Annotated in this window: 17 protein-coding genes; 3 read left to right on the forward strand and 14 right to left on the reverse strand. The window is 59.3% G+C overall.

Annotated features, from left to right (window positions below):
• Positions 1-25 precede the first annotated feature (25 nt).
• The gene (locus C0039_RS02930) at positions 26-937 is read right to left on the reverse strand and encodes a TIGR01777 family oxidoreductase (protein WP_198171612.1); all 912 of its coding nucleotides are present in this window, start codon (positions 935-937) and stop codon (positions 26-28) included.
• 299 nt (positions 938-1,236) lie between these two features.
• Here C0039_RS02930 and C0039_RS02935 point away from each other — a divergent pair, with 299 nt between their 5' ends.
• Positions 1,237-3,723, forward strand: a complete 2,487-nt coding sequence (locus tag C0039_RS02935) for a penicillin acylase family protein (protein WP_165787016.1) — start codon at positions 1,237-1,239, stop codon at positions 3,721-3,723.
• Positions 3,724-3,798: 75 nt separating this feature from the next.
• On the opposite strand, the gene C0039_RS02940 is transcribed toward C0039_RS02935, so the two are convergent.
• The 4 genes from C0039_RS02940 to C0039_RS02955 all read right to left on the reverse strand — a co-directional run bounded on the left by C0039_RS02940 (position 3,799) and on the right by C0039_RS02955 (position 7,917).
• Complete coding sequence (locus C0039_RS02940) at positions 3,799-4,869, reverse strand: phosphotransferase (protein ID WP_101517188.1); 1,071 nt, start codon at positions 4,867-4,869, stop codon at positions 3,799-3,801.
• A 55-nt stretch (positions 4,870-4,924) separates the two neighbouring features.
• Entirely contained in the window at positions 4,925-6,088 is a 1,164-nt protein-coding gene (locus C0039_RS02945) for an Rv3169 family protein (RefSeq protein WP_101517189.1), read from the reverse strand.
• A gap of 2 nt (positions 6,089-6,090) precedes the next feature.
• Positions 6,091-6,777, reverse strand: coding sequence for an enoyl-CoA hydratase/isomerase family protein (locus C0039_RS02950; RefSeq protein WP_243391542.1), 687 nt, complete (start codon positions 6,775-6,777; stop codon positions 6,091-6,093).
• A gap of 117 nt (positions 6,778-6,894) precedes the next feature.
• Entirely contained in the window at positions 6,895-7,917 is a 1,023-nt protein-coding gene (locus tag C0039_RS02955) for a medium chain dehydrogenase/reductase family protein (RefSeq protein ID WP_101517190.1), read from the reverse strand.
• Positions 7,918-8,243: 326 nt separating this feature from the next.
• On the opposite strand from C0039_RS02955, the gene C0039_RS02960 reads away from it, so the two are divergent.
• Positions 8,244-9,683 (forward strand): SDR family NAD(P)-dependent oxidoreductase, encoded by a 1,440-nt coding sequence (locus tag C0039_RS02960; protein ID WP_101517191.1) that lies wholly within the window; start codon positions 8,244-8,246, stop codon positions 9,681-9,683.
• Positions 9,684-9,785: 102 nt separating this feature from the next.
• Here the strand turns inward: C0039_RS02960 and C0039_RS02965 are convergent, their stop codons facing one another.
• Positions 9,786-10,277, reverse strand: a complete 492-nt coding sequence (locus C0039_RS02965; RefSeq protein WP_207796356.1) for a regulatory protein RecX — start codon at positions 10,275-10,277, stop codon at positions 9,786-9,788.
• 89 nt (positions 10,278-10,366) lie between these two features.
• Positions 10,367-11,428 (reverse strand): recombinase RecA, encoded by a 1,062-nt coding sequence (gene recA / locus C0039_RS02970; RefSeq protein ID WP_101517192.1) that lies wholly within the window; start codon positions 11,426-11,428, stop codon positions 10,367-10,369.
• Positions 11,429-11,803: 375 nt separating this feature from the next.
• Between recA and C0039_RS02975 the strand changes: the two genes are divergently transcribed.
• Positions 11,804-13,153: a malonyl-CoA decarboxylase gene (locus tag C0039_RS02975; protein ID WP_101517193.1), complete on the forward strand. Its 1,350-nt coding sequence runs from the start codon at positions 11,804-11,806 to the stop codon at positions 13,151-13,153.
• A 193-nt stretch (positions 13,154-13,346) separates the two neighbouring features.
• Here C0039_RS02975 and C0039_RS02980 read toward each other — a convergent pair whose 3' ends face one another.
• From C0039_RS02980 to C0039_RS03010, 7 genes are all read right to left on the reverse strand, one after another.
• A complete protein-coding gene (locus C0039_RS02980) occupies positions 13,347-15,662 on the reverse strand; it encodes a TonB-dependent receptor (protein WP_101517194.1) in 2,316 nt (771 codons plus the stop codon).
• A gap of 310 nt (positions 15,663-15,972) precedes the next feature.
• Positions 15,973-16,737, reverse strand: a complete 765-nt coding sequence (locus C0039_RS02985) for an alpha/beta fold hydrolase (protein ID WP_165787017.1) — start codon at positions 16,735-16,737, stop codon at positions 15,973-15,975.
• An 82-nt stretch (positions 16,738-16,819) separates the two neighbouring features.
• A complete protein-coding gene (mmsB, locus tag C0039_RS02990) occupies positions 16,820-17,704 on the reverse strand; it encodes a 3-hydroxyisobutyrate dehydrogenase (protein ID WP_076000596.1) in 885 nt (294 codons plus the stop codon).
• Positions 17,705-17,762: 58 nt separating this feature from the next.
• Positions 17,763-18,875, reverse strand: a complete 1,113-nt coding sequence (locus tag C0039_RS02995) for an enoyl-CoA hydratase/isomerase family protein (protein ID WP_076002309.1) — start codon at positions 18,873-18,875, stop codon at positions 17,763-17,765.
• Positions 18,875-19,663 (reverse strand): enoyl-CoA hydratase, encoded by a 789-nt coding sequence (locus C0039_RS03000; protein WP_101517196.1) that lies wholly within the window; start codon positions 19,661-19,663, stop codon positions 18,875-18,877. The genes C0039_RS02995 and C0039_RS03000 overlap by 1 nt, the downstream gene beginning before the upstream one ends.
• The gene (locus tag C0039_RS03005; RefSeq protein WP_101517197.1) at positions 19,660-20,820 is read right to left on the reverse strand and encodes an acyl-CoA dehydrogenase family protein; all 1,161 of its coding nucleotides are present in this window, start codon (positions 20,818-20,820) and stop codon (positions 19,660-19,662) included. Before C0039_RS03005 ends, C0039_RS03000 begins: the two co-directional genes overlap by 4 nt.
• A gap of 4 nt (positions 20,821-20,824) precedes the next feature.
• Entirely contained in the window at positions 20,825-22,228 is a 1,404-nt protein-coding gene (locus C0039_RS03010) for an aldehyde dehydrogenase family protein (RefSeq protein WP_101517198.1), read from the reverse strand.
• Positions 22,229-22,324: the final 96 nt, after the last annotated feature.

A 22,324-nucleotide genomic window follows, 5' to 3' on the forward strand; every position in this document is an offset into this window, starting at 1 on the left:
GTTACGCGCAAGAAACGGTGCCGGATCATCCCAGCAGGTCAGTCAATGCCGGCGCAAGTGACGGAAACTCGAACTGAAAGCCGTGGGCCAGCACACGTGCAGGTTCAACGCGTTGCCCCTTGAGCAGGATTTCTTCAGCGAACTCCCCGAGCATCAATCTCGCAACCGGCGCTGGCAGGGGTATAAAAGCCGGCCGCTGCAGCACCTTGCCCAACACTCTGGCAAACTCACCCTGACGCAGTGGGTTCGGCGCCGTGCCGTTGAACACACCGCTACAGGAGGGGTTCTCCAGCAGCCACAGCATCATGGAGACCAGGTCAGTCACATGAATCCATGACCACCACTGCGCCCCACCGCCCAGCGGGCCACCCAGCCCTGCTTTGGCCGGGCCCAGCATCTCGGGCAGTGGTCCGCCGTCAGCACCCAGCACGACGCCTGTGCGTAAAAGGCAGAGGCGCGTGTTGTCTGCCAGACCCGCCCGGGCCGCGTCCTCCCAGTCGGAGCATAGCTGATGACTGTACCCGGACGCGCCTGCGGACACCTCGGTGAGAATCTCATCTCCGCGGTGCCCGTACCAGCCTATTGCCGAGCCGCTGACGAGGGTTTCCGGTGTATAGCGCTGGGCATTGCACCAGGCCACCACGTCGCGCGTCATATTCACTCTACTATCGCGAAAAAGAGCCTTGCGAGATGCGTTCCAGCGTCCGCTGTTGAGTGGCTCTCCGGCCAGGTTAACCACGGCTGACCGCCCCTCAGGCGCCTGGAAATCATCCAGCGACTGGATATAGGTCACGCCCGCGTGTTGCTCTCGCGGTGAACGACTCAGGACCGTGACGGCAACCCCGCGTGCGCTCAGGGCGGCAATCAGGTGGCCACCGATAAAGCCGGTGCCGCCGGTGACCAGGACGCTCCCCGGCAAGGGGACTGCATTCATCATCTACATTTCTCCCGGCCTCAGTTAAAGGCCGCTGGTAGCTTAATCTCGTTACGCAGCGCAAATATTGGGTCCGCAGCGGGTCGCAATGATTGAGGGACGCCTGCCCGCTTACCATGACTTCCCGCTCACCAATCAACTCGCGCGGCCCGCGCTCCAGCGCGCTGGATACAGTTGATACGCTCAGTGCATATAATCTGATCACCACGTCGCTGGCACCATGCGGCTGGATTTTGCGGCGGGTGCACGGCATATTACCCGTTGAGGAAAACGATAACGATAATGACAAGGACGCCCCCTCGATGCGCACTCTCCACCGTATTACCGTCGCCGCCATTCTCGGCCTGGCTATCACCGCCTGTAGCGACTCATCAGACAGGAGCCCAGGCGCACCGGTAGAACCGCCTGTTGAGCCACCCGTAGAACCCACCCTGTCTGCGCAGATCCGTCGCACCGAGTATGGCATCCCCCATATCAAGGCTGACGACTGGGCCAGCCTGGGCTATGGCTATGGCTACGCTTACTCGCAGGACAATTTCTGCGTCACCATGCGCGAGGTGGCGCTGGCCAGTGGTCGCTGGGCTGAATTCACCGGCGAGGACATAGACCGCGACTTTCTATCGCGCTATATCAACGGTACCAAAGAAGAGTTCACCGCGGACTTCTTCAACAAACTGCCCCAGCGCGATCAAGAGCTGATCACTGGCTATGCCGCAGGCATGGCCCGCTACCTCAATGAAACCGGCGTGGATAACCTGCCGGAAGGTGAGAATGGCTGCCGCGGCGAGCCCTGGGTATTCTCCCCTGACCGCATCGACCTGATGATGTACCTGCGCAAGATTGCCCTGCAGGCCAGCACAGACCAGGGCATAGTCCGTGGCGCTATCCTCGCTGTTAAAGGCCCGGACGCCCTGCAAATGGCAAATATTGACTCCATGGAGGTCAGGCCGGGTCTCAAGCGCGACCTGGCCGCCATGGGGCGCGAGATTCGCCCCTCCGAGGTGGGCAGTAATGCCATCGCCCTGGGCAGCGACGCCACGCAGAACGGCGGCGGCCTGTTACTGGGCAACCCTCACCAACCCTGGAACGGCAGTGGTCGCTGGTATGAAGCACATCTGACCATACCGGGTGAATACGATGCCGCAGGCGCTTCCCTGCAGGGTTTGCCCTGGATTGCCATCGGCTTCACCCGCGACGTGGCCTGGACGCATACCGTTGACTACGCCACTCGATTTACACTGTATGAGGTGCCGCTGAATCCCGACGATCCCATGCAATATGAGTACGACGGCGAATGGCGGGACATTGTGACGACCACGGTGTCCGCACAACAGTTACTTGAGGACGGCACTGTAGAGACGCAGGAGCACACTTTTTACAGCACCCAGTACGGCCTCGTATTGGACCTGGGCGGCGTCAACCCGGCTATCGGCGGCTGGCCGACTTTTGCCGGCACCCTGATGACCATGCGCGACGCCAACCTGGATACGGGTCTGCGTTCCCTGCGCCAGTGGGTGGAGAAGGCCCAGGCAACCAACATGGAAGAGTACCGGCAAGCGCTGCGCCACATCGGCAACCCGGTGTTCCACGAGTTCGCGGCAGACCGCAACGGTGGCATGTTCTATGGCCAGATCAGCGCCGTACCCCATGTCGACCAGGCCAAACTGGACCAGTGCCTGACCGGCATTGGCGCACTGGTCGCCGGTGCCACCACCAACGCCTTTATCGGCCTGGACGGCAGCCGCTCTGCCTGCGAATGGGGCGAGGACGCGGACAGCCCGGAAGGCAGCAACCTGTTTGGACTGTCCTCCCACCCGCAGATACTCGGCACCGGCACTGCCGGCAACAGCAACAACAGCTACTGGCTGACCGATGTAACGCGGCCGCTGGAAGGCTTTCCCGTGGTCTTCGGCTGGATGGGCCACGAGGGCAATCAGCAGTTCCTGCGTACACGCATCACCCACAGCATGATCGCGGACAGACTGGCGGGCGGCGACGAACTCAGCGAAACGCCGCTATTCGACCAGGAAACGCTCAAGACCCTGATGTACAGCAACCGGGTGCACGGCGCGGAACTGGTGCTGGACGATGTGCTGCAGATCTGCGATGAGTACCTCAACAATCCCGAGGCGGACCCGGCCAATGCCCCGGCGCTGGCAGACACTTGCGAGGTGCTCTCCAACTGGGACCGCAGAGTAAACGTGGACAGCCGCGGCGCGCAGGTGTTCACCGAGTTCTGGGCGGGCATACGCGACACCTATGGCAGCCCCTACCAGAACGTGGTGGTCAGCGATGAATTCTGGGCGGTGGATTTTGACCCCGCCAATCCGATTGGCACACCGGCGGGCATAGACCTGACGGTACAGGCCAACCGTGACCTGGTGATAGAAAAACTACTGCAGGCCAACCAGCGCCTGACCGATGCCGGCGTGGCGCTGGGTGCGCCCTGGGGCGAAGTGCAATTTCTTGAGCGCAACAACGAACGCGTGCCCATACACGGCGGCGCCGGCACCATGGGCGTGTTTGGTGCCATCAGTGCCAGCCTGCAGGAAGGCGGCTACAAGAACCCGCGCGCCGGCAATTCCTATATACAGGTAGTGACCTGGGATGAGAGCGAGTGCCCCATCGCCGACACCATTCTCACCCACTCCCAGAGTGTGCAGCCGGATTCAGATTATTACGCCGATCAGACCAGGCTTTACGCCGACAAGCGCTGGGTGCGCTTCCCCTTCTGCGAGGATGAGATACAGGCCGCCCAGATCGGCGAGACGTTGGTTCTGGAGGAGTAAGCTGACCGCCCCCACCAGGGCGGTAGTGATCTATCGCAACGGAAAGTTTGCCTGATCCTTATCGGCAAAGTGGGCTCAGGCCGGACTTAGAAACACGCCGGCGTCCACGTCGACGCAATGTTGCAGGTGGCGCTGTATCATCGTCAGGAACATCGCATCACTGCGCTCTGCCGGCGCGGAGAAACTGGCGCCCAGTATGGTGATCATCAGGCCGTGCATCGCCTGCTCACGGTACTGCTGCCAGCAGTCGTCAAAGCCGAGAGCCACATCGTGACTGGCAAGCAACTCACTGTACTCCCGCACCAGGTCCTGCTCCCAGTTGCGGCGATCGTCAATGTCCACGCTGCCCCCCATGAAGTAAGCGAGGTCGGTCAATGGACTGGCATAGCTGGTGGTCTGCCAGTCAACGGTACAGGCCGTGCCTCCATCAAACAGAATGTTCTCGCTGCGAAAGTCACCATGGGCCAGGGTTTTGGGTGCTGCGCTGCGGGTGGCGAATATACTGTGGTGCTCAACATAACGCGCCCCGAAGGCCACGCATTCACTGCCGATGCCATGCCCGAAGCGTTCCAGGAACCCCGGCCAGTATTGCTGCAGCAGCGCCTGCCCAAACTCGCCACCGTCGCGGGCATGAAACATGATGTGGTCCCGCTCCTTCAGGGTATCATCGCCATAGAAAGCCGCCGCAAGTTTGGCTGCCTCAGCCATGGCCACGCGCGTATGTGCCAGGGATTCACCCACCAACTGACTGCCGGGTTCTGCCGGTGCCATGTCTTCCATTGCGGTGGTAAACAGCTGGCGGTCGTCGCTGATCTCATTAGCATAAATAGCCGGCGTGCGCATGGCAGTGCGCGCGGCGAGGTGGCGGTAGAACATGACTTCGGTGTAGTAGGCGCCCTGGGCGCCCGCCATCATCCGCGCGGTTTCGTCCTCCGCCGGAAACTTGATAATCAATGACGCGGGGGCACTGCCCCGCTCCCCCTCGTACTGCAAAACGAAGCGGGCGTTGTCGCCCATCTTGCCGGTGCCGATGATGCTGTGCTCAAAACCGCTGACTGCGCCATCGCCCAGATACCCTGAGTCCTTGAGTGCCCGGGTCATCCATTCGGGCGTGACCTCATCCGGGCGCGAGACTATATCTACCATTGGTTCATTCCTGTTGCGTAATTAAACGTCTATGCAGTGTCACTGATTGCGGTCACTAGAGCATGGGTTCATCACCGCCAAGACCGAATTCAGGCCAGGCTCCGTGGACATGCGTCTGGCAATTGCCATACCCCACCGCCCCCGTATATCCGTCCTCTACCCGTATCATGCAGTCCCTGAATTGGTGGTAACGCTGGATCACATCCAGCTCGGCGGCGTTACTGACATAATCGCCGTCCACGTGCAGCGTTCCGCGCCAACTGCCATGGTAATGACCATCTCCACCGTGATAGTGACCCGCGCCCAGGTAAAACCCTGTCTCTGACAACTTTTCGAAGGTCAGCTGGCGTTCACTGCCATCCTCCATATGCAACAGAAACTCACCCCCCTGTAAGCGTTTACTGGGGGAGTCAAAGCGCAGCGTCGGGGTCATGCCTATCAACCTGGCAGTCTGCCCGGACTCGTCTTCAAATCCACCCTGGATACGCTGATGAGAGAAACCCGGGCCGGAAAACTGCAAGAAGTAGTGGTGAAAAGCGTAACGACTGCCGTCCGCCTGCTCGAATAACACGGGATTCCAGATCGCCAGTGCCTGGGGAATATGTTGATGGTAGTCAGGCTCCAGATCTTCGGCGGGAAGCCCCACCGAGGGACGAACCCCCCAGGACTTGTCACGGGTAGCAACCCAGGCATCAGGAGTGATGTCCACACGCTCACCGTCAATCTCCAGCCAGCCACTGGCAAGGCCGGTCTGGTGGTAACGGATCTGGTCAGTGGCCTTGCGAAAACCGTGCGGGTCGCGACGGTCTTCGCGCTCCTCCACCACACAGGCCGCGGCGGCATGGAAGAACAGCTCGAAGGCAATGGGTTGCGCAGCGTTCGGCTGAAGACTGACCCTGACCTGTCGCAGGGGCTCAATCACCTCATAGTGAATGGGCCCCACATCAACGCTTTCGGGGTCAGCATTGAGCGCACGGCTGCCGCGCACCACCCACTGTTCCACACCTCTTGAAATCCCCGCGTAGGCATCGACTACATTGCGGTTGGTGTATTTGCCAAAGCCAAAGGCGATCTGCAGGGAGCCGTCCCGCGCGGCCGCCATGCCGCAGACTTTTTCTGTCCATGCGGGATCGCTCTGGCCGACCGTGGCAAAGGTCTCTACAACCTGGTGATTAAACTGCTCGTCGCTGGGCAGCAGAGGCCCAATCGTTCCCGCCATGCTCAGATCCCCGCTATGGTGATATCGGGTGTATCACCCTCGATGATAGACAGAATTTCCAGGTTGATGCCGCGCTTGAGACCAGACAGCGCCTCGCGCTGCTTACCGCACATAGGTTGCGCCAGTTCCAGTGCCAGGGCACCTAACATATCCAACGGCGCAGCGCGGTCCACAATGCCCCATTGCTGGGCTTCGGGCCCGCTGACGCGTCGCCCGGTTTGCAACACGTCACGCAGCACGGCACCGGTCAACTTCCCGCATACCAGGGCATTCATCCTATGGGTCAACGTCATCCCAAGATCCACCTCGGGCAGGCAGAAGTAACCGCGGTCCTCACGCATCACCTTGTAATCCGAGGCCAGGGCGATCATGGCCCCCAGGCCAAAGGCGTGACCGTTGATTACCGAGACGACGGGTACCGGGAACCACAACAGACGACCCACCACGCGCATGCAGTCGCCAACAAACTGCATACCGTTGTCCGGGTTGGCCATCAGGTACTCCAGATCAAGCCCCTGGGAGAAGTTCTTATCCTCGCCGGTGATGAGCAGCATGCTGGCCTCTTCATCAGACAGGACCGTATCCAGGGCGGCATTAAAAGCGGCGAGCGAGTCCGGGTTGAACGCTCCCCCGTTTGCCATAGTGAGGGTGTGCACGCTGTCGGCACTGTCGATGGTCATGCTGTCCATTGGTTCTCCCTGAAATACATAATGACATACAAACGGCCCTGAGCTTCGGCAACGCGCCTGTTCCCGACTGCCGTTCAAGTATGCCGAAACGCCGCCTGCACTTACCAGTCGCCGCGGTTACTCGCAGTTTAAGACAATCTTGCCCGCGACCTCTCCTTTGTCGAGCAGGCGATGTACATCGGCCACTTCAGCCAGGGGCACGACGGCCTGCAGCGCAGGCGACAGTTTGCCGGCTTTGAGCAGATCAAACAGCGCAGCCACGTCATCCTTGAACTGCCGGGGTTCCTTTTCACGGCGGGTCTGGATGTTGTAGAAGGCTGTACTGCGACCGTCCGGGATCATGCGCCAGGCGGCGAGGAGCTTGAAGAATCCCCATAGTAATGAGGGCACGCGTTCCTCGCCGGTGGTTATCTGCAGCGCACCGAAGGCTACCAGAATGCCGCCGCGCGCGACGCAGCGATAGGAGCGGGACCAGTTCTTACCGCCTATGGTATCGAATACAGCGTCCACACCGCGACCACCGGTTTCGGCCAGCGTACGGGCAACGAAATCCTCGTTGCGATAATCAATGGGAATGGCACCGAATTGCCTGACCACATCGTGCTTACCCTGCGAGGCCGTGCCATAAACGGTCAGGCCCATTTCCCTGCCCAGTTCGAGTAGCGCCGTACCCACCGCACCGCCTGCGGCATGCACCAGGCAGGTTGCGCCCGGCTCCAACGTTCTGATACGGGTCAGCATCTGGTACGCCGTGGTGTAGGAAAGAATCATGGCTACCGCCTGGGCAGCATCGAGACCCTCCGGCGCAGGCACCACGCGCTCTGCCGACACACACAGATACTGCGTGTAACCCCCGATAACCGGCATATCCGCAACAAACTGCCCCACACTCAGGCCCTCGACGCCCTCGCCCAGTTTATCGACCACCCCGAACCAGTCGTAGCCGGGTATAAACGGGGGCTTTTCCTTTACCCCAACATACTGGCCCTGGCGAATAATGGTGTCGGTAAAACCCGTGCCGGCAGTCAATACCCTGACCCTGATCTCGCCCGGCCCGGGCTCGGGCAGGTCGGCAACGGATTCCAACTGCAATTGTTCAGGCCCGCCAAATGCTTTGAGTGTGATGTGTTGGTAGCTCATGCTCTATTTTCCAGTCAATCCGCCGGCACTGGCATTCGTGCCGGGCCCGACGATCATCAGAAGTGTTTTCCCACCACCCAGACCAGGGTGGGCGCGCCACGCCGACATTCTCGTGGATCCTGCCGGCCAGGGCGGGCGCGTTAGCATAGCGATGATTCCACCGCAGTAACAGGGCAGATGGCCCCGCTATAGCCCGGCAATGTCGACAGGCTGCGATACAGCCGTGGCCTTGACCGACCAGAACGGCCGCAGCCACGGAGATGACGCAATGATCTGCACCGCCCTCTTGAGCGTACTCTAGGCAAATCATTAATCTGGACTACCCCATGAGCAACCTTGTTACTTTGGACGAAACCATTGAGGTCAACCGGCCGTTGACGGAAGTATTCGCCTACGTTTCCGCATTCAACCGTATTGAAGAGTGGGACCCCGGCGTCGCCAGGGGTACAAAAATGAGTCGGGGGGCAACGGGTGTGGGCACGCAGTTCAAAATCGACATGAAGGCTGGCTTTTCACTGCAGTATACGGTCCGCGAGTTCGAAGCGGAGAAACGCATGCTGATGGACGTCGACTCCAACGTATTCACCGCTGTGGAAGAAATCTCCTTCGCAGCGACACGCAAGGGCACGAAAGTGCGCTACCTGGCCAGGTTCGACTTCCCTACACCACTGGCAGCCGCCCACAAGATCTACCCCGGCCTGATGGACAAGGTCGGCAAGGACACCATGAAGGGCCTGGAGCTGGCCCTCAACGACGCATTTGCAGCACCTGAGGCTTCAGCAACACTGGCGGCGGCAGACAAATTGATCCTGCCCGGCATCTGGCGGTTTACACGACTCGGTTACCGGGAGGCCAAAAGGCGCTGGAAACCCCTCTCTGCCTATCAGCGCGGTCGCCATGTGGTTATCACCGGCGCCACGTCAGGCATTGGCCTGGCGGCCGCGGGCCAGTTGGCCGCTCTGGGTGCCTCTGTCACCCTGGTCGCCCGCGACAAGACCAAAGGCGAGGCCACGGCCCGCGAACTCGCCAGCGCTACAGGCAACCAGCAGATTACAGTAGAAATTGCCGACATGAGTGTGATGAGCGACGTACACCGCCTCGCAGAAAGGCTGGTCAGGTCAGGCCGCCCCGTGGACATGTTGATCAACAATGCCGGTGCGCTGTTCAACCCAAGACAGCAAACCATAGAGGGTTTTGAGAAGAGCTTTGCCTTGCTGCTGCTTGGCCCCTACATCCTCACCGAGGGCCTGCGTCCAGTCCTCGCTGCCGCTGAGTCGCCCCGGGTGGTCAATGTACTCTCCGGCGGCATGTACTCACAGAAAATCCGTGTGCATGACCTGCAAAGCCAGCGTGGTCGCTACTCGGGCGCTACCGCCTATGCACGGGCCAAACGCGGCCTGATGATACTTACAGAGGAATGGGCGCAGGCCTGGGCTGACGACGGCATTGCCGTCAACGCGATGCATCCCGGCTGGGCAGATACACCCGGGGTTGAGACAGCCTTGCCTGCGTTCCACCAACTGACCCGTAAGTTCCTGCGCTCACCTGAAGAAGGCGCAGACACAGCCGTGTGGCTGGCAACATCAACTGAAGCGGGGTCGGTAACGGGGAGGTTCTGGCTGGACCGGGAGCAACATCCCAGCCACCTGAGCCAGTTCACTGTCGAGTCGACGGCCGATCGCGAGACGCTGCTGCAGACACTGGCCGATCTGCGCGACTCGACTCGACCGGCGCGTAAACGCGGCCGGCCGCGTAAGTCCGCGTGACCGTACAGGGGCGAAGTTCGGCGAGCGTACCCGTGTTTCAATATGGAATGGAAGCATCGCTTCGCCACATTGAGCGCTCGTTGAACTGACTAAAAACCAGTTCTAGACAAGGTTACTGAAGTGATCCGCACTGAAACCCCGGTACTGCATAAACCGGGTGCGGCGCGCCTTTTCTTTTAGCTCAATAGCGCATCCGTTTCCGTACTTACGGCTGAGCACGCGTTCGGCGCTGGCACACCAGTCAAAGTCTTCAGCCGTCATGGCTACGCTGATCTCCCCGTCGGATAATCCCTTCTGGCGCATTTCCTGGCGAATTCGCAATGGTCCATAGCCGCGATTGAAGCGCTGGCGAACAAAGCTCTCTGCATACCGAGAATCTGACTGCAGGTTTTCTTCCGCCAATTGATTCAACTGTGCGTCTATGACGGATTCATCGTCAAAGCGCTTCTGCAGCTTCTGCTTGAGCTCCTTTCGCGAGTGCTCGCGGCGTGCAAGCAGATTCATCGCCGCAACGCGAACATCCGCTGGGTTGATCGCCGTTAAGTTGGCGAGTTCGCCCTCATTGAAGGCATCGCTGAAGAGAAGATCAGGCATAAAAAGAGGCGCCGGAACCGAGAGTGGGATAAGTGGAGCCCCGGCGCCTCGTGGGAAAGCTTGAGGTTTTGAACAACACAGAGCAGGAGTTACTTCTGCTCTGTTGCTGTTGCTGCGCCCTCTTCGGCCTTGGCCTTGGCTTCAGCTTCAGCTTCGGCCTTACCTGCGTTTAGCGTCTGTGCACGAATAGCTGTCTCGATCTCATTGGCCACCGCCGGGTTATCCTCCAGGAACTTGGAGGCATTCGCCTTACCCTGACCGATCTTGTCGCCCTTGTAGGCATACCAGGCACCCGACTTGTCGACCAGGTTGAGCTTCACGCCCCAGTCAATGACCTCGCCCATGTGGTAGATGCCCTTGCCGTACATGATCTGGAACTCAGCCTGCTTGAAGGGCGGGCAGACCTTGTTCTTGACGACTTTTACCCGGGTCTCGTTGCCGACTACTTCGTCGCCGTCTTTTACCGCGCCGATACGGCGGATATCCAGGCGCACGGAGGAATAGAACTTGAGTGCGTTACCACCGGTGGTGGTTTCCGGCGAACCAAACATCACACCGATCTTCATGCGGATCTGGTTGATGAAGATAACCAGGCAGTTGGTCTGTTTGATGGCAGCGGTGAGCTTGCGCATCGCCTGGCTGAGCAGACGTGCCTGCAGACCCACGTGGGAATCACCCATTTCGCCTTCAATCTCGGCCTTGGGCGTCAATGCCGCCACCGAGTCCACGACCAGCACGTCCACGGCACCGGAACGCACCAGCATTTCAGCCACTTCCAGGGCCTGCTCACCGGTGTCGGGCTGGGACATGATCAGTTCGTCCATCTGTACGCCCAGCTTTTCCGCGTATTGAGGGTCCAACGCGTGCTCAGCGTCGATAAACGCGGCGGTGCCGCCCGCCTTCTGGGCTTCGGCGATGACTTGCAGGGTCAGCGTCGTCTTGCCGGATGATTCGGGTCCATAAATTTCACAAATACGACCCTTGGGCAGGCCACCTATACCCAGGGCGATATCCAGCCCCAGGGACCCGGTAGAAATGGCCGGAATAGCCACCTGCTCATGGTCGCCCATGCGCATTACCGTACCCTTACCAAACTGCCGCTCTATCTGTGTCAGCGCCGCTTCGAGTGCTTTTTCTTTATTCGCATCCATGTTGTTGCTCCCTTTACTCTTCTTGACCACTTGCTTGACCACCTGCTGAATCCATCTGGTTATACAGTAAAACTACTGTATATATACTCAGTGCTTTGAAATCGAATTGCAAGCCCTAAAAGGCACTAAATTCGACCACGCCAAATCACCTGCATGATTTGGCGACAGGTTTTGGCGAAACGCTGTGTGTGCCTGTTTTTTGCCCAACCGACGCGAGCAAAAGCCAGGGCTCCAGGGCAGTCGGCCCATGTTGCAACAGTACTGGTGAACTACCTCATCAGTGTAGTGTTCTTGGATTTCAGGATATGTCATGCTGTGCTTCGATGCAGCCAACAACACCCGGATGCACTCGCTACGGTATCAAGGAAATGTCTCATGTTGTCGAATAACGATGAGCAGGAATTACCTGCCCAGACCCGCGCGGAAGGCGATAGACCACTGGGTCGCGCTCTGACCTCCGTGATCGCGGCAGGCAAGGAAATACTGGCCAAGCGGCGCCCTTTTGCCGCGGCCCCCAGGGGGTCAACAGAAGCATTGGTAGAGCTCTGTCACGCGATTATTCACCATCGGGGCGAAGCCTCCGGGCTGGCGCTGGCCCAGGAAATCACTGCGGCTTATCGCGACCTGACGGAGCCGGCGCAACTGGAATTTTTTAAGCGGTTGGCAGCGGACTTCGACATTGACAGGGAGGCGCTACGCGCGGCCGCACAGGACTATGCAGAGCAGCCGGACTATCAACACCTGCTGAATATTTCTCACGCAGTGGAAGCACCCAGACTCAAGCTGTTCCGCCGTATCAATACCGCCCTGGACGGTACCCGCACCCTGGTTGCCATGCGCGGTGACCTGCTGCGCGTGCTCAGGGCAAACCCGGAGCTGAAGGCGGTAGATGCCGATCTCAAGCATCTGTTTATCTCCTGGTTTAACAAGGGGTTCCTGGAGTTGCGCAGTATTGACTGGTCCTCCCCGGCCGTGGTGCTGGAAAAACTCATCGCCTACGAGGCGGTTCACGAGATCAATGGCTGGGACGACCTGCGCGGCAGACTGCGCGAAGATCGCCGCTGCTTCGCCTTTTTCCATCCGGCCATGGGCAATGACCCGCTGGTGTTTGTGGAGGTCGCCCTCACCGACAGCGTTCCCAACGCCATCGCACCGCTGCTCGCCCGGGGACGCGAGACGGTTGCAGCCGAGCAAGTGAATACGGTTGTGTTCTACTCCATCAGCAACTGCCATCCGGGCCTCGCCGGAATCTCCTTCGGCAACTTTCTGATCAAGAGTGTGGTAGAACACCTCAACAAGGAAATGGACGGCCTGAAAACCTTTGTGACCCTGTCTCCGGTGCCTGGTTTCCGGCGTTGGCTGGCAACGGCTGACCTGCAGGGGCTGGTTGACGAGGACCTCTACGACAAGGTCAGGCAGCCGATCGGCAGGGTGGTAGAGAGCGTTGTGCAGGCGGCGCTAGTCAAACTGTGCGCACACTACCTGCTCAACGTGAAGTCCGGTGAACTGGCAAAAGATCCAGTGGCGCGCTTCCACCTCGGCAACGGGGCTCGCCTGCACGGATTGCATTGGGGTGCCGATACCACGCCCAACGGCAGGGAGCAGTCGGGCAGCATCATGGTCAATTACCTCTACGATTTACGGAAAATAGAAATCAACCACGAGGAGTACTTCAACGAGGGCCTGATCAGCGCTTCCAGGTCGGTGAGGCGGCTATTGGACTGAGCACTGGCACAGGGCCAGCTGAGCCACCTGCAACGGCGCTAAGGCATCACCCAGCGACACCTGGCTCATTGACAGACATTGGAGGGGTGCGCCGTAGGGTTGCCTGAACGGCGCATGGCGACCCGATTTTCATGGGGTCGCCACATGGACGCTGCTCACCAGGCCGCAGCAACGAGCCAGGTCAGCCGGTGAGCTACCAGTTGTAGGACGCCGTAAACATGTAGGTACGCGGTTCCTGCCAGGTCCCATTGAGGAACATGCTGAAGTCGATGCCCTGTATTTGCTCTTCTTCATCCGTCAGGTTACGTACGAAGAATGAGAAGTCCATCGTACCCTCGCCGACTTGCACGTCAGACAATTGCAGGCGCATGTTCAGGTTCTGCGTGTCGGGTACCTCGTCGATACCCTTCACGTAACTGCCCCCGGCATTCGGTGCGGACAAACTCTTGTTGACCGCATACAGGTACATCTTGTCTGTGTACGTGTAATCAAACAGCAGGCGCAGTTCGCCGAAGCTGAAATTGGCGAGCGTCCCCTCAAGCTGCAATGCGGCTGTGTTCTCGGGCGCGTAAGGAGCCAGTCGATTTGACGCGGTATCGATAATGGGTCGGCCAGGCGCAAACGAGTTGTCCAGGTATTTATCGAAACTCGTGTCAAGATACCCGTAGTTGCCGGAAATGCGCCAGTTGTCCGAGAGCTGGTAGGCAAACTCCATCTCAAAGCCCTGGTAAACGGCCTCGCCTGCGTTGGTTAGCAGTGACTGAGTGGTGCCCGGCAGCAACTGTGTTATCTGCAAGTCATCAATGGCGTTATGGAACACCGCCAGGTTGAGTCGCAGGGCACCGTCCAGCCACATTGATTTCATGCCCAGCTCTTTAGACAGTGACGTCTGCGGGTCAAAGGGCGTACTGACGGCGGGGTCTGCGACTTCAGAGCTGAAACCGCCACTTTTGAAACCCTTCGCGACGCGCGCATAGAAATTGATATCCGGCGTCAACTCATAGGAAAGCGCCGCCATCGGCGAGGTATCGTCAAACGTCTCGCTATAGCTGGTAAAGGGGAGAAGACCGTCACCTTCATCGGTGATCAGGCTGCCACCAAAGCCGTTGGTCAGGTAGCGATGGGAAAAGCCGGTGCGTTTCTCTTCCGTGTAGCGTGCACCCACCGTCGCAATCCAGCTCTCGGCGAACTGCCAGTCCATCTGGCCAAACACCGCCCAGGCTTCGGTATCGGCGCCGTAATTCACCTGCTGTGGTGCCTGACCAAACAGAGTGAACAGTTGGCTTCCGTTGGTTTCGCCGTCATCCTCAAAGTAGTACAGGCCCATTACCCAGTTCAGTGAATCACGATCGGCTATCCACTGCAGTTCATGGGAGTTCTGGTCGTACTCGGTTTCGCGGTTGTAACTGGCAGACATTCCCCAGGACAAGACACCGGGAATGACATCAATCGCATCCAGTGGCATGCCGTCGATATCCTGGCTGTCATTAAACGTCATGGTCCGGTGAGCGCCGATATATTTGAGCTGATCCTGATCAGTCAGGTCATACTCAAGGGTCAATGCGTGAGCGCGAGTGCGGCTACTTTCAAGCGGCCCTTCCTGACCCGGCGCCATATTGGTCGACACTCTGTCAGGTCGGCTGGTGGTTACAAACGGCTGCGCCGCACTTTCGATGGCGCCACCAAGAAAGTCTCCGAAAACACTGGGGAATGTACCACCCCAGCCTTCCAGGGATATCAATGATGAAGGTATGGGCGTTTGGTCGATATAGGAATAGTCAAAATCATAAACAGCCGTGAAATTGTCGGTGGGCTCAAACATCAGCGAAGTGCGGAAGGCTTCATTATCGACGGAGCCCATATCCGGCCCGCTACTGTTCTTAGCCCAACCATCCGCAGTTTCCTTACGGGCACCAACGCTGGCAGAGAGCATGCCCATCTGCGGCAGATCCATCTGCAACCGGCCGACTCGCCTGTCGTAATTGCCTACTTCCGCCCGCGCCGAACCACTAAACTCACCAGTGGGCCGGCGCGTCACGAAATTAATAGCCCCGCCTTCAGTGTTGCGGCCAAAGAGCGTGCCCTGCGGACCGCGCAGAACTTCTACACGCTCGATATCGACCACATCAAAAACCGAGCCCTGCGTTTTGCCCAGGTATATACCGTTCAGGTAGAGACCCACCGGTGAGTCGATCCAGATCGCGGGCTGATTGGTCACGCTGCCACGAATCGCCACCGTAGACACCAATCGCGCACCCGGATTATCGCGGAATATCACGTTTGGTGCGACCGCGTTGAGGTCACCAAGACTCTCGATATTACGCATCTCCAGTTCAGCTGACGATAGCGCGGATATTGCCAGCGGTACAGTCTGCAGATTCTCTTCGCGCTTTTGCGCGGTCACGATGACTTCTTCCAGCATCGCTCTTTCCTGAGCGTATAATCCGGCTGACGCGGTGGATCCGAGGGCGACACACAGGGCTGTAGCGAGATAGCGTTTTTTAGTCATGGGGCGTCTTCCTGTTTGTTATTAGACGGTATATCCGGCCTCCAATCTTCATCACCCCGGGCTGGAGCATGAAGTCAATATCGAGATCGACAACCGAGAGCATAAGCTCTGTTCCCATTAAAAAAAAAGTAAATATCTCACACTTACGGGCGGTAAATTCTGACTATGGGCATATCGCCGATGGGGTTGTTATCACGGCCGGCTGACGCAAAAAAATGTCCGCGCAGGGACAGAGCGCTTAACCAGGATACAGAAATTATCCGCTGCGGTTGCGTAACCGATACAGAGGCCGGGACTGCTGGACGGAGAGCTAGTAGAGGATCAGTTTGTTAACCTCGGACGGCGCTTCATACATTGCCCAGTGGCCCACACCTGGCAGAACATGAAATTCAGCGTCGGGCCGGGTAGACATAAACAGCCTCTTTCTCGCTTCCAGGTTTTCCTCGCCGCCGGCTGTCGCATCATGCTCACCCCAGATTCCGACCAATCGCGCCGGTATCCGGGGCAGAATTTCTGCCAGGTCGTTGCTGCCGGCCATGCTGCGACTACGCAGTCGATGCCTCGCCAGGTTGTCTGCGTGAATGTGAACTGCCAGTGCATCAATTCTGGCCGGGTCGCGGAGCATCAGGCGCGCGAGGTTTTCGCGGTGTATCGCTTCGGCAACGTCCGCTTCCGCATCCGCTGCCGGCGGCGGCAATAAATCGACCTGCACATGCAGCGGGCCGAAGCCGGAAGCCCCGATGAGGATACAACGCGTACACTGGCTGCCCAGCATGGCGGCGAGCTGCCCGGCGATAATGCCGCCAAAACTGAAACCCGCGAGTTGCAGCGCCTGATGCGCAGGTGGCAAAACTCGCCAGCCAGCCAGAACCAACTCGGTGATGCCGCGGGTGCTCCAGGGCTTTGGCAGGTTGCCCGAACCGCCAAGACCCGGCAGATCAACCGTCCATACTGCATAGCGCGCGCTGAGCGCTTCTATATTTGCTATCCAGTGTGACCAGGAACCGAAGCCGCCGTGTAGCAGCAGGATGGGCTGCGCATCAATTGCCTGCGTCGGCCACTGCTGCCAGGCCAAGCGGCATCCCTGAGCCTCTGTCACGTGGTGTACAGCCCGCCGGGACAGCGCAGACAGTACAGACACAGGCGCCGACAAACGCCTATTCCTGCAGTGCTTCCAGGATGCTGGAGAAGTCACGCTGGCCGTTACCGTCCTGCTGGTGCTTCGCGTACAGCGATTGCGCCAGTTGACCCATTTGATTGTCCACGCCTGACTGTTGCGCGATTTCCAGGGCCAGACCCAGGTCTTTGGCCATCAGGTCCACCATGAAGCCGGGCTTGTAGCCGTTGCTGGCAGGTGCATTTTCCATCACCCCGGGATAAGGGTTGTAGACCTCCAGCGACCAGTTGCGGCCGGAGCTGGCGAGCATGATCTCGGAGAGAACCTTTGGATCCAGGCCGTTGCGCGCACCCATCTCCAGCGCTTCACAGCTACCGATCATATGGATGGCCAGCAGCATGTTGTTGCAGCCCTTCGCCACCTGACCAGCACCGGCAGGACCAGCATGAAAGATGTTCTTGCCCATGCCGGCCAGAATGACCTTCGCTTTCTCGAAGGACTCTGCGCTGCCACCACACATAAAGGCCAGGGTGCCTGCGGCTGCCGCGGCGACGCCACCGGATACCGGTGAGTCCATAAAGCCGATGCCCGCGGCCGCTGCAGCCTCACCGACCCGCCGCGCGGTGGCAGCGTCAATGGTGCTGCAGTCCAGTACGGTGGTGCTGCCATCCAGGCTGTCCAGCAGGCCGCCTTCGTCCAGGTATGTGGAGGCCACATGTTTGCCAGCGGGCAGCATGGAGATCACATAGTCCTTGCCGATGGCGGCGTCAACGGCGGAACCCGCTACCGCTGCGCCGGCTTTCTCGAGGTCCGCGCAGGCGGCGGGCATCAGGTCAAAAACGGTAACCTCATGACCAGCGGCCAGGAGGTTTTTGGCCATGGGTCCACCCATGTTGCCTAGGCCGATAAATGCGACTGTGGACATCTTGCATGCTCCTTATTCATTGTGAGTTTTCGCTTACCGCTGGTGGGCTCTTCCGCCGTCACCCAAGGTCTGCCAGCGGGTTCTCGTCCCACGGCGGTTCGAAAAAGCCGTCGAGCACGGCCTGCGGCACCTCGCGCGAGGTCGGGTACAGCCACGCAGGGTTTCGGTCTTTATCGATCAGCAAGGCGCGCACACCCTCGGTAAACTCCGGATGGCGAATGATATTGGTCGCCAACTGGATTTCCTGCTGGAACACCTGGGCAAGCCCCGAATGGCGGGTTTCCCATAGCTGCCGGTGAATCCACAGGGCCGCCAGCCTGGAGCCGTGGGCCAAGCCATCCCGCGCCTTGGACAGCCATGGATCATCTGTTTCCTGGGCGATGATCTTGTCGATGATGTCGTGCACGTCATCACCATCCAGCAGCTGCGCGATGGTAGCAGCGTGGGGCTCCACCTGACCCGCAGGGGAAGCAGACAGACTGCGCTCGGCAAAGGGCCGCAACACGTGGCGCACCCGTGCGTGGTTCTTCTCGCTCTCTACGGACCAGTTCTGGGCCAGCAGCCCGTCGAGCACGGCCTGCTTGTGTTCGCTGCTGATAAAGCGGTCGGCGATGCCGATATAAATCGCGTCTGCGGCGTTGATCGAAGCGCCGGTCAGGGCCAGGAACTCACCGGTCTTGCCTGGCGAATGATTGAGGAACCAGCTACCGCCCACGTCCGGGAACAGGGCAATAGTGACCTCGGGCATGGCGATGCGCGTGCGCTCCGTGACCACCCGGTGCGAACAACCCGCCATCACCCCCAGACCGCCGCCCATAACAATGCCATGGCCCCAGCAGACGATCGGCTTGGCGTAGGTATGCAGGGTGAAATTCATGCGATATTCGCGGGCGAAAAACGCCTCGGCATAGTCACAGGGCCCGCCTGGCTGTTCTATCGCGGAGCGATACAGCGCCTGCACGTCCCCACCTGCGCAGAAGGCCTTTTCGCCGGCGCCTTCTATAAATACGGCAGCGATGCCGTCGTCCCCGGCCCACGCATCGAGCTTCTCCTGCAGCAGGTCCACCATCTCCAGGGTCAACGAGTTGAGAGTTGCCTCGATACTGAGGGTAATACGACCAATGCTACCGCCTGCGGCGGGCACCTCGGCAAATATAATCGGCTCACTCATCAGCAGTTCTTCCACTGGGCTTTGCGCTTTTCCAGGAAAGCATTGACGCCCTCACGCTGGTCCTCGGTGGAGAACAGCTCGACAAACTCAGTACGCTCATCCGCCAGCCCCTTGGCGATGGTGATCTCGCTGGCGCTGTGAATCAGGCGCTTGCAGGCAGCCACCGAGGTCGGGCTTTGCTCGCCCACCTGTGTTGCCAGCGCCAGAGCACGCTCAAGCGCCGTGCCCGACGGAACCACTTCTTCCACCAGGCCGATCTCCAGTGCCCTGTCTGCCTTGATGCGCTCTCCACAGAGAATCATCCTCTTGGTCCAGCCAAGACCGACCAACTGAGTGAGGCGCTGGGTACCACCGGCGCAGGGCAACAAACCCACTTTGGCTTCGGGCAGGGCCATTTGCGCCTGTTCCTCGGCAATACGTATGTCACAGGCCATGGCCACTTCCAGGCCACCGCCCATCGCGAAGCCGTTAACCGCCGCAATCGACACACCGCGAAAGTCCGCCAGCGTCTCAAACGCCTGGCCGAATGCTTTGGCCATGCGATCCGCCGTTGCCGGATCGCCGTCCGCGAACAGCTTCAGATCTGCACCGGCAGAAAAAAACTTGTCGCCGGCGCCGGTCAGCACCAGGGCATAGACGTCACGGTTGGCATTCAGGCTTCCCACCAGGCCTGCCAACGCGGGGAGGCTTTCCTCGTCCCAGGTATTGGCTGCGGGATTGTCGATGGTGACCAACGCTGTATTACCGCTGATCTCTACCTTGATCTTGTCGGACTGACTCAAACTCATTTGATTACCTCCAGTGCGCCGTCCATCAACAGGCGGCGAGAAATGATGACGCGCATAATTTCGTTGGTACCTTCCAGAATCTGGTGGACGCGGGTGTCGCGCACATGCCGCTCCATGGGGTACTCCTTGATATAACCGTAGCCGCCGAATAACTGCAGGGCGTCGTTGCAAACATTGAAGCCCACGTCGGTAGCAAACCGTTTGGCCATCGCACAGTACGTGGATGCCTGGCTGTCCTGATTGTCCAGCTTGCTGGCTGCCAGGCGCACCATCTGCCGGGCAGCGACCAGCTCCGTAAGCATGTCTGCGAGCTTGAACTGAATCGCCTGAAACTCGGCAATGGCGGTGTCAAACTGCTTGCGCTCCTGCACGTAAGCCGCGGCTTCTTCCAGCGCCTGCTGGGCAGTACCGATGGAGCAGGTCGCGATATTGATGCGCCCCCCGTCGAGACCTTCCATGGCGATGGCAAAGCCCTGCCCCTCGGCGCCCAGCCGGTTGGCCACGGGGACACGCACGTTATCGAAGGTCACCATGCGCGTGGGCTGGGCGTTCCAGCCCATTTTTTCTTCTTTCTTGCCGTAGGAGATACCCTCGGCGTCGGCCGGTATCAACAGGGCAGAAATGCCCTTGGGACCGGTACCACCCGTTCGCAGCATCACCACCAGCACATCGGTATCGCCGGCACCGGAGATAAACACCTTGGCGCCGTTGACCACATACTCATCGCCCTGCTGTACCGCTGACGTGCGCAATGATGCGGCGTCGGAGCCAGCACCGGGCTCAGTGAGACAGTAGGAAGCCAGCTTACTGCCCATCACCAGGTCCGGGCACCAGGCGTCTATGACTGCCTGGCTGCAGTACTTGCCGACCATATTGGTGGCCATGTTGTGAATGGTCAGGAAGGCCGCTGTCGCGGTGCAGCCCTTGGCGAGCTCCTCCACGATCAGGCTGGCATCCAGCCGGGACATCGCCAGGCCACCGGCCGCTTCCGGGGTATACATCCCCATGAAACCCAGTTCACCGGCCTGGGCCAGGACATCTTTCGGAAAAATGGACTTCTCGTCCCACTCTGCCGCATTGGGAGCAAGCGCTCCTTCGGAAAACGCCCGCGCACTGTCTACAAAGGCGCGCTGATCATCACTCAGGGAAAAGTCCATATCGTTAGTCGAACTTCGCCATTACCGAGCCAAACAGCTCTTCATCACCGGGGATGATCTTGGTGGTCGCCAACGGTTTGGATACCCAGGTCTCGTTGATCAGGTCACGCCAGGTGATGTTGTGATTGATCGAGTTACCACCCCAGGAGCCACAACCGAGGGAGAAGGTCTGGCGCATACCGTTCCAGACATTCCCACTATTGGACGCCGCCTGCGGCTGGTTGACCATGACCCGTGACGTGCGCGTTGCGCTCGCCAGCTTGAGAATATTCTCATCGTTGTAGGAATAGATACCACAGCTATGACCCTGGCCCTGGTAGGCCTGTATCTTGTTGGTCATCGCGATCGCCTCGTCGATATCCTTCACCTTGTACAGCGCCATGGTGACCGTCAGCTTCTCTCCGGAGAACGGGTAGTCCGGTCCGGCGCCGGTTTCGGGCACGATAAGGAAAGTCTTGCCCTCGGGCAGATCGATACCGGCCTGACCAGTGATCGTCATCGCGTGTTGGGCAACAATTTTGGGATTGAGGTGACCATCTTCCCAGATCACCCTTTGCAGCTTTTCCTTGCTCTCGCCCTCGATCACAAAGCCGCCCTCGTGCTGCAGCTTCGCCAGGAACTCGTCGTACACCGACTCAAATACCAGCACAGAATTGTCGGAGGAGCAGGACGCCGCCAGGTCCAGCGTCTTGGATGTGCGAATCTTGTCGGCGGCTTCGTCCAGGTCAGCGGTATCGTCTACCGTGATCACCGCGTTACCGACACCTACACCCAGGGCCGGCGTACCGGAGGAATAGGCTGCGGTCACCATGGCCTCACCGCCAGTGGCGAGCACCCGGTCGCACTGTGCCATAAGCTCATTGGTTTTCTCCAGTGAAGGTACGTCGATGCTCTGAACCAGGTCTGCGGGGGCGCCGCAACGCTCCAGCGCATCGCGCATGTAGTCACAGATCTTTTTGTTGGTCAGTTTGGCACGGGGGTGCGGGGCCACAATGATCGCATTGCGCCCCTTTACTGCCGAGATGGCCTTGATCACTGGCGTGGCCTCGGGGTTGGTTGACGGCGAGAGGGCACCAATGACACCCACAGGCTTGGCAATCTTGACAATATTGCGCTCGGGCAACTCCTCGATGATGCCCACGGACTTGTCGTTGATGATGTCCAGAAGGGTCGCGCGGGTCTTGCGATGAATCTTGAGGTACTTGCCTTCATAGTTCCCCAGTTGGGTCTCTTCAACCGTGAAACGCGCGATCTCCTCCGAGCGGTCTTCCCGCGCTACGGAGTACACCATGGCGGTGATCAATTCATCCACCTGTTCCTGGGTGTATTCGGCAATCTTTTCCTGGGCCGCGCGGGCGCGCGATATCATTTCGGCAATTTCCTGGGCGGGACTCTTTGCGTCTGACATGTTGCATCCTCTGATCGATTATTAATGATGGCCGCAAAGACTAGCACTACTGACGCAAGGGCCATATTGACTAAATTGCGAATTACATGGACTATA

This window comes from Pseudohalioglobus lutimaris (assembly GCF_002866825.1).
In the GTDB taxonomy this organism is placed as follows: Bacteria; Pseudomonadota; Gammaproteobacteria; order Pseudomonadales; family Halieaceae; genus Halioglobus; species Halioglobus lutimaris.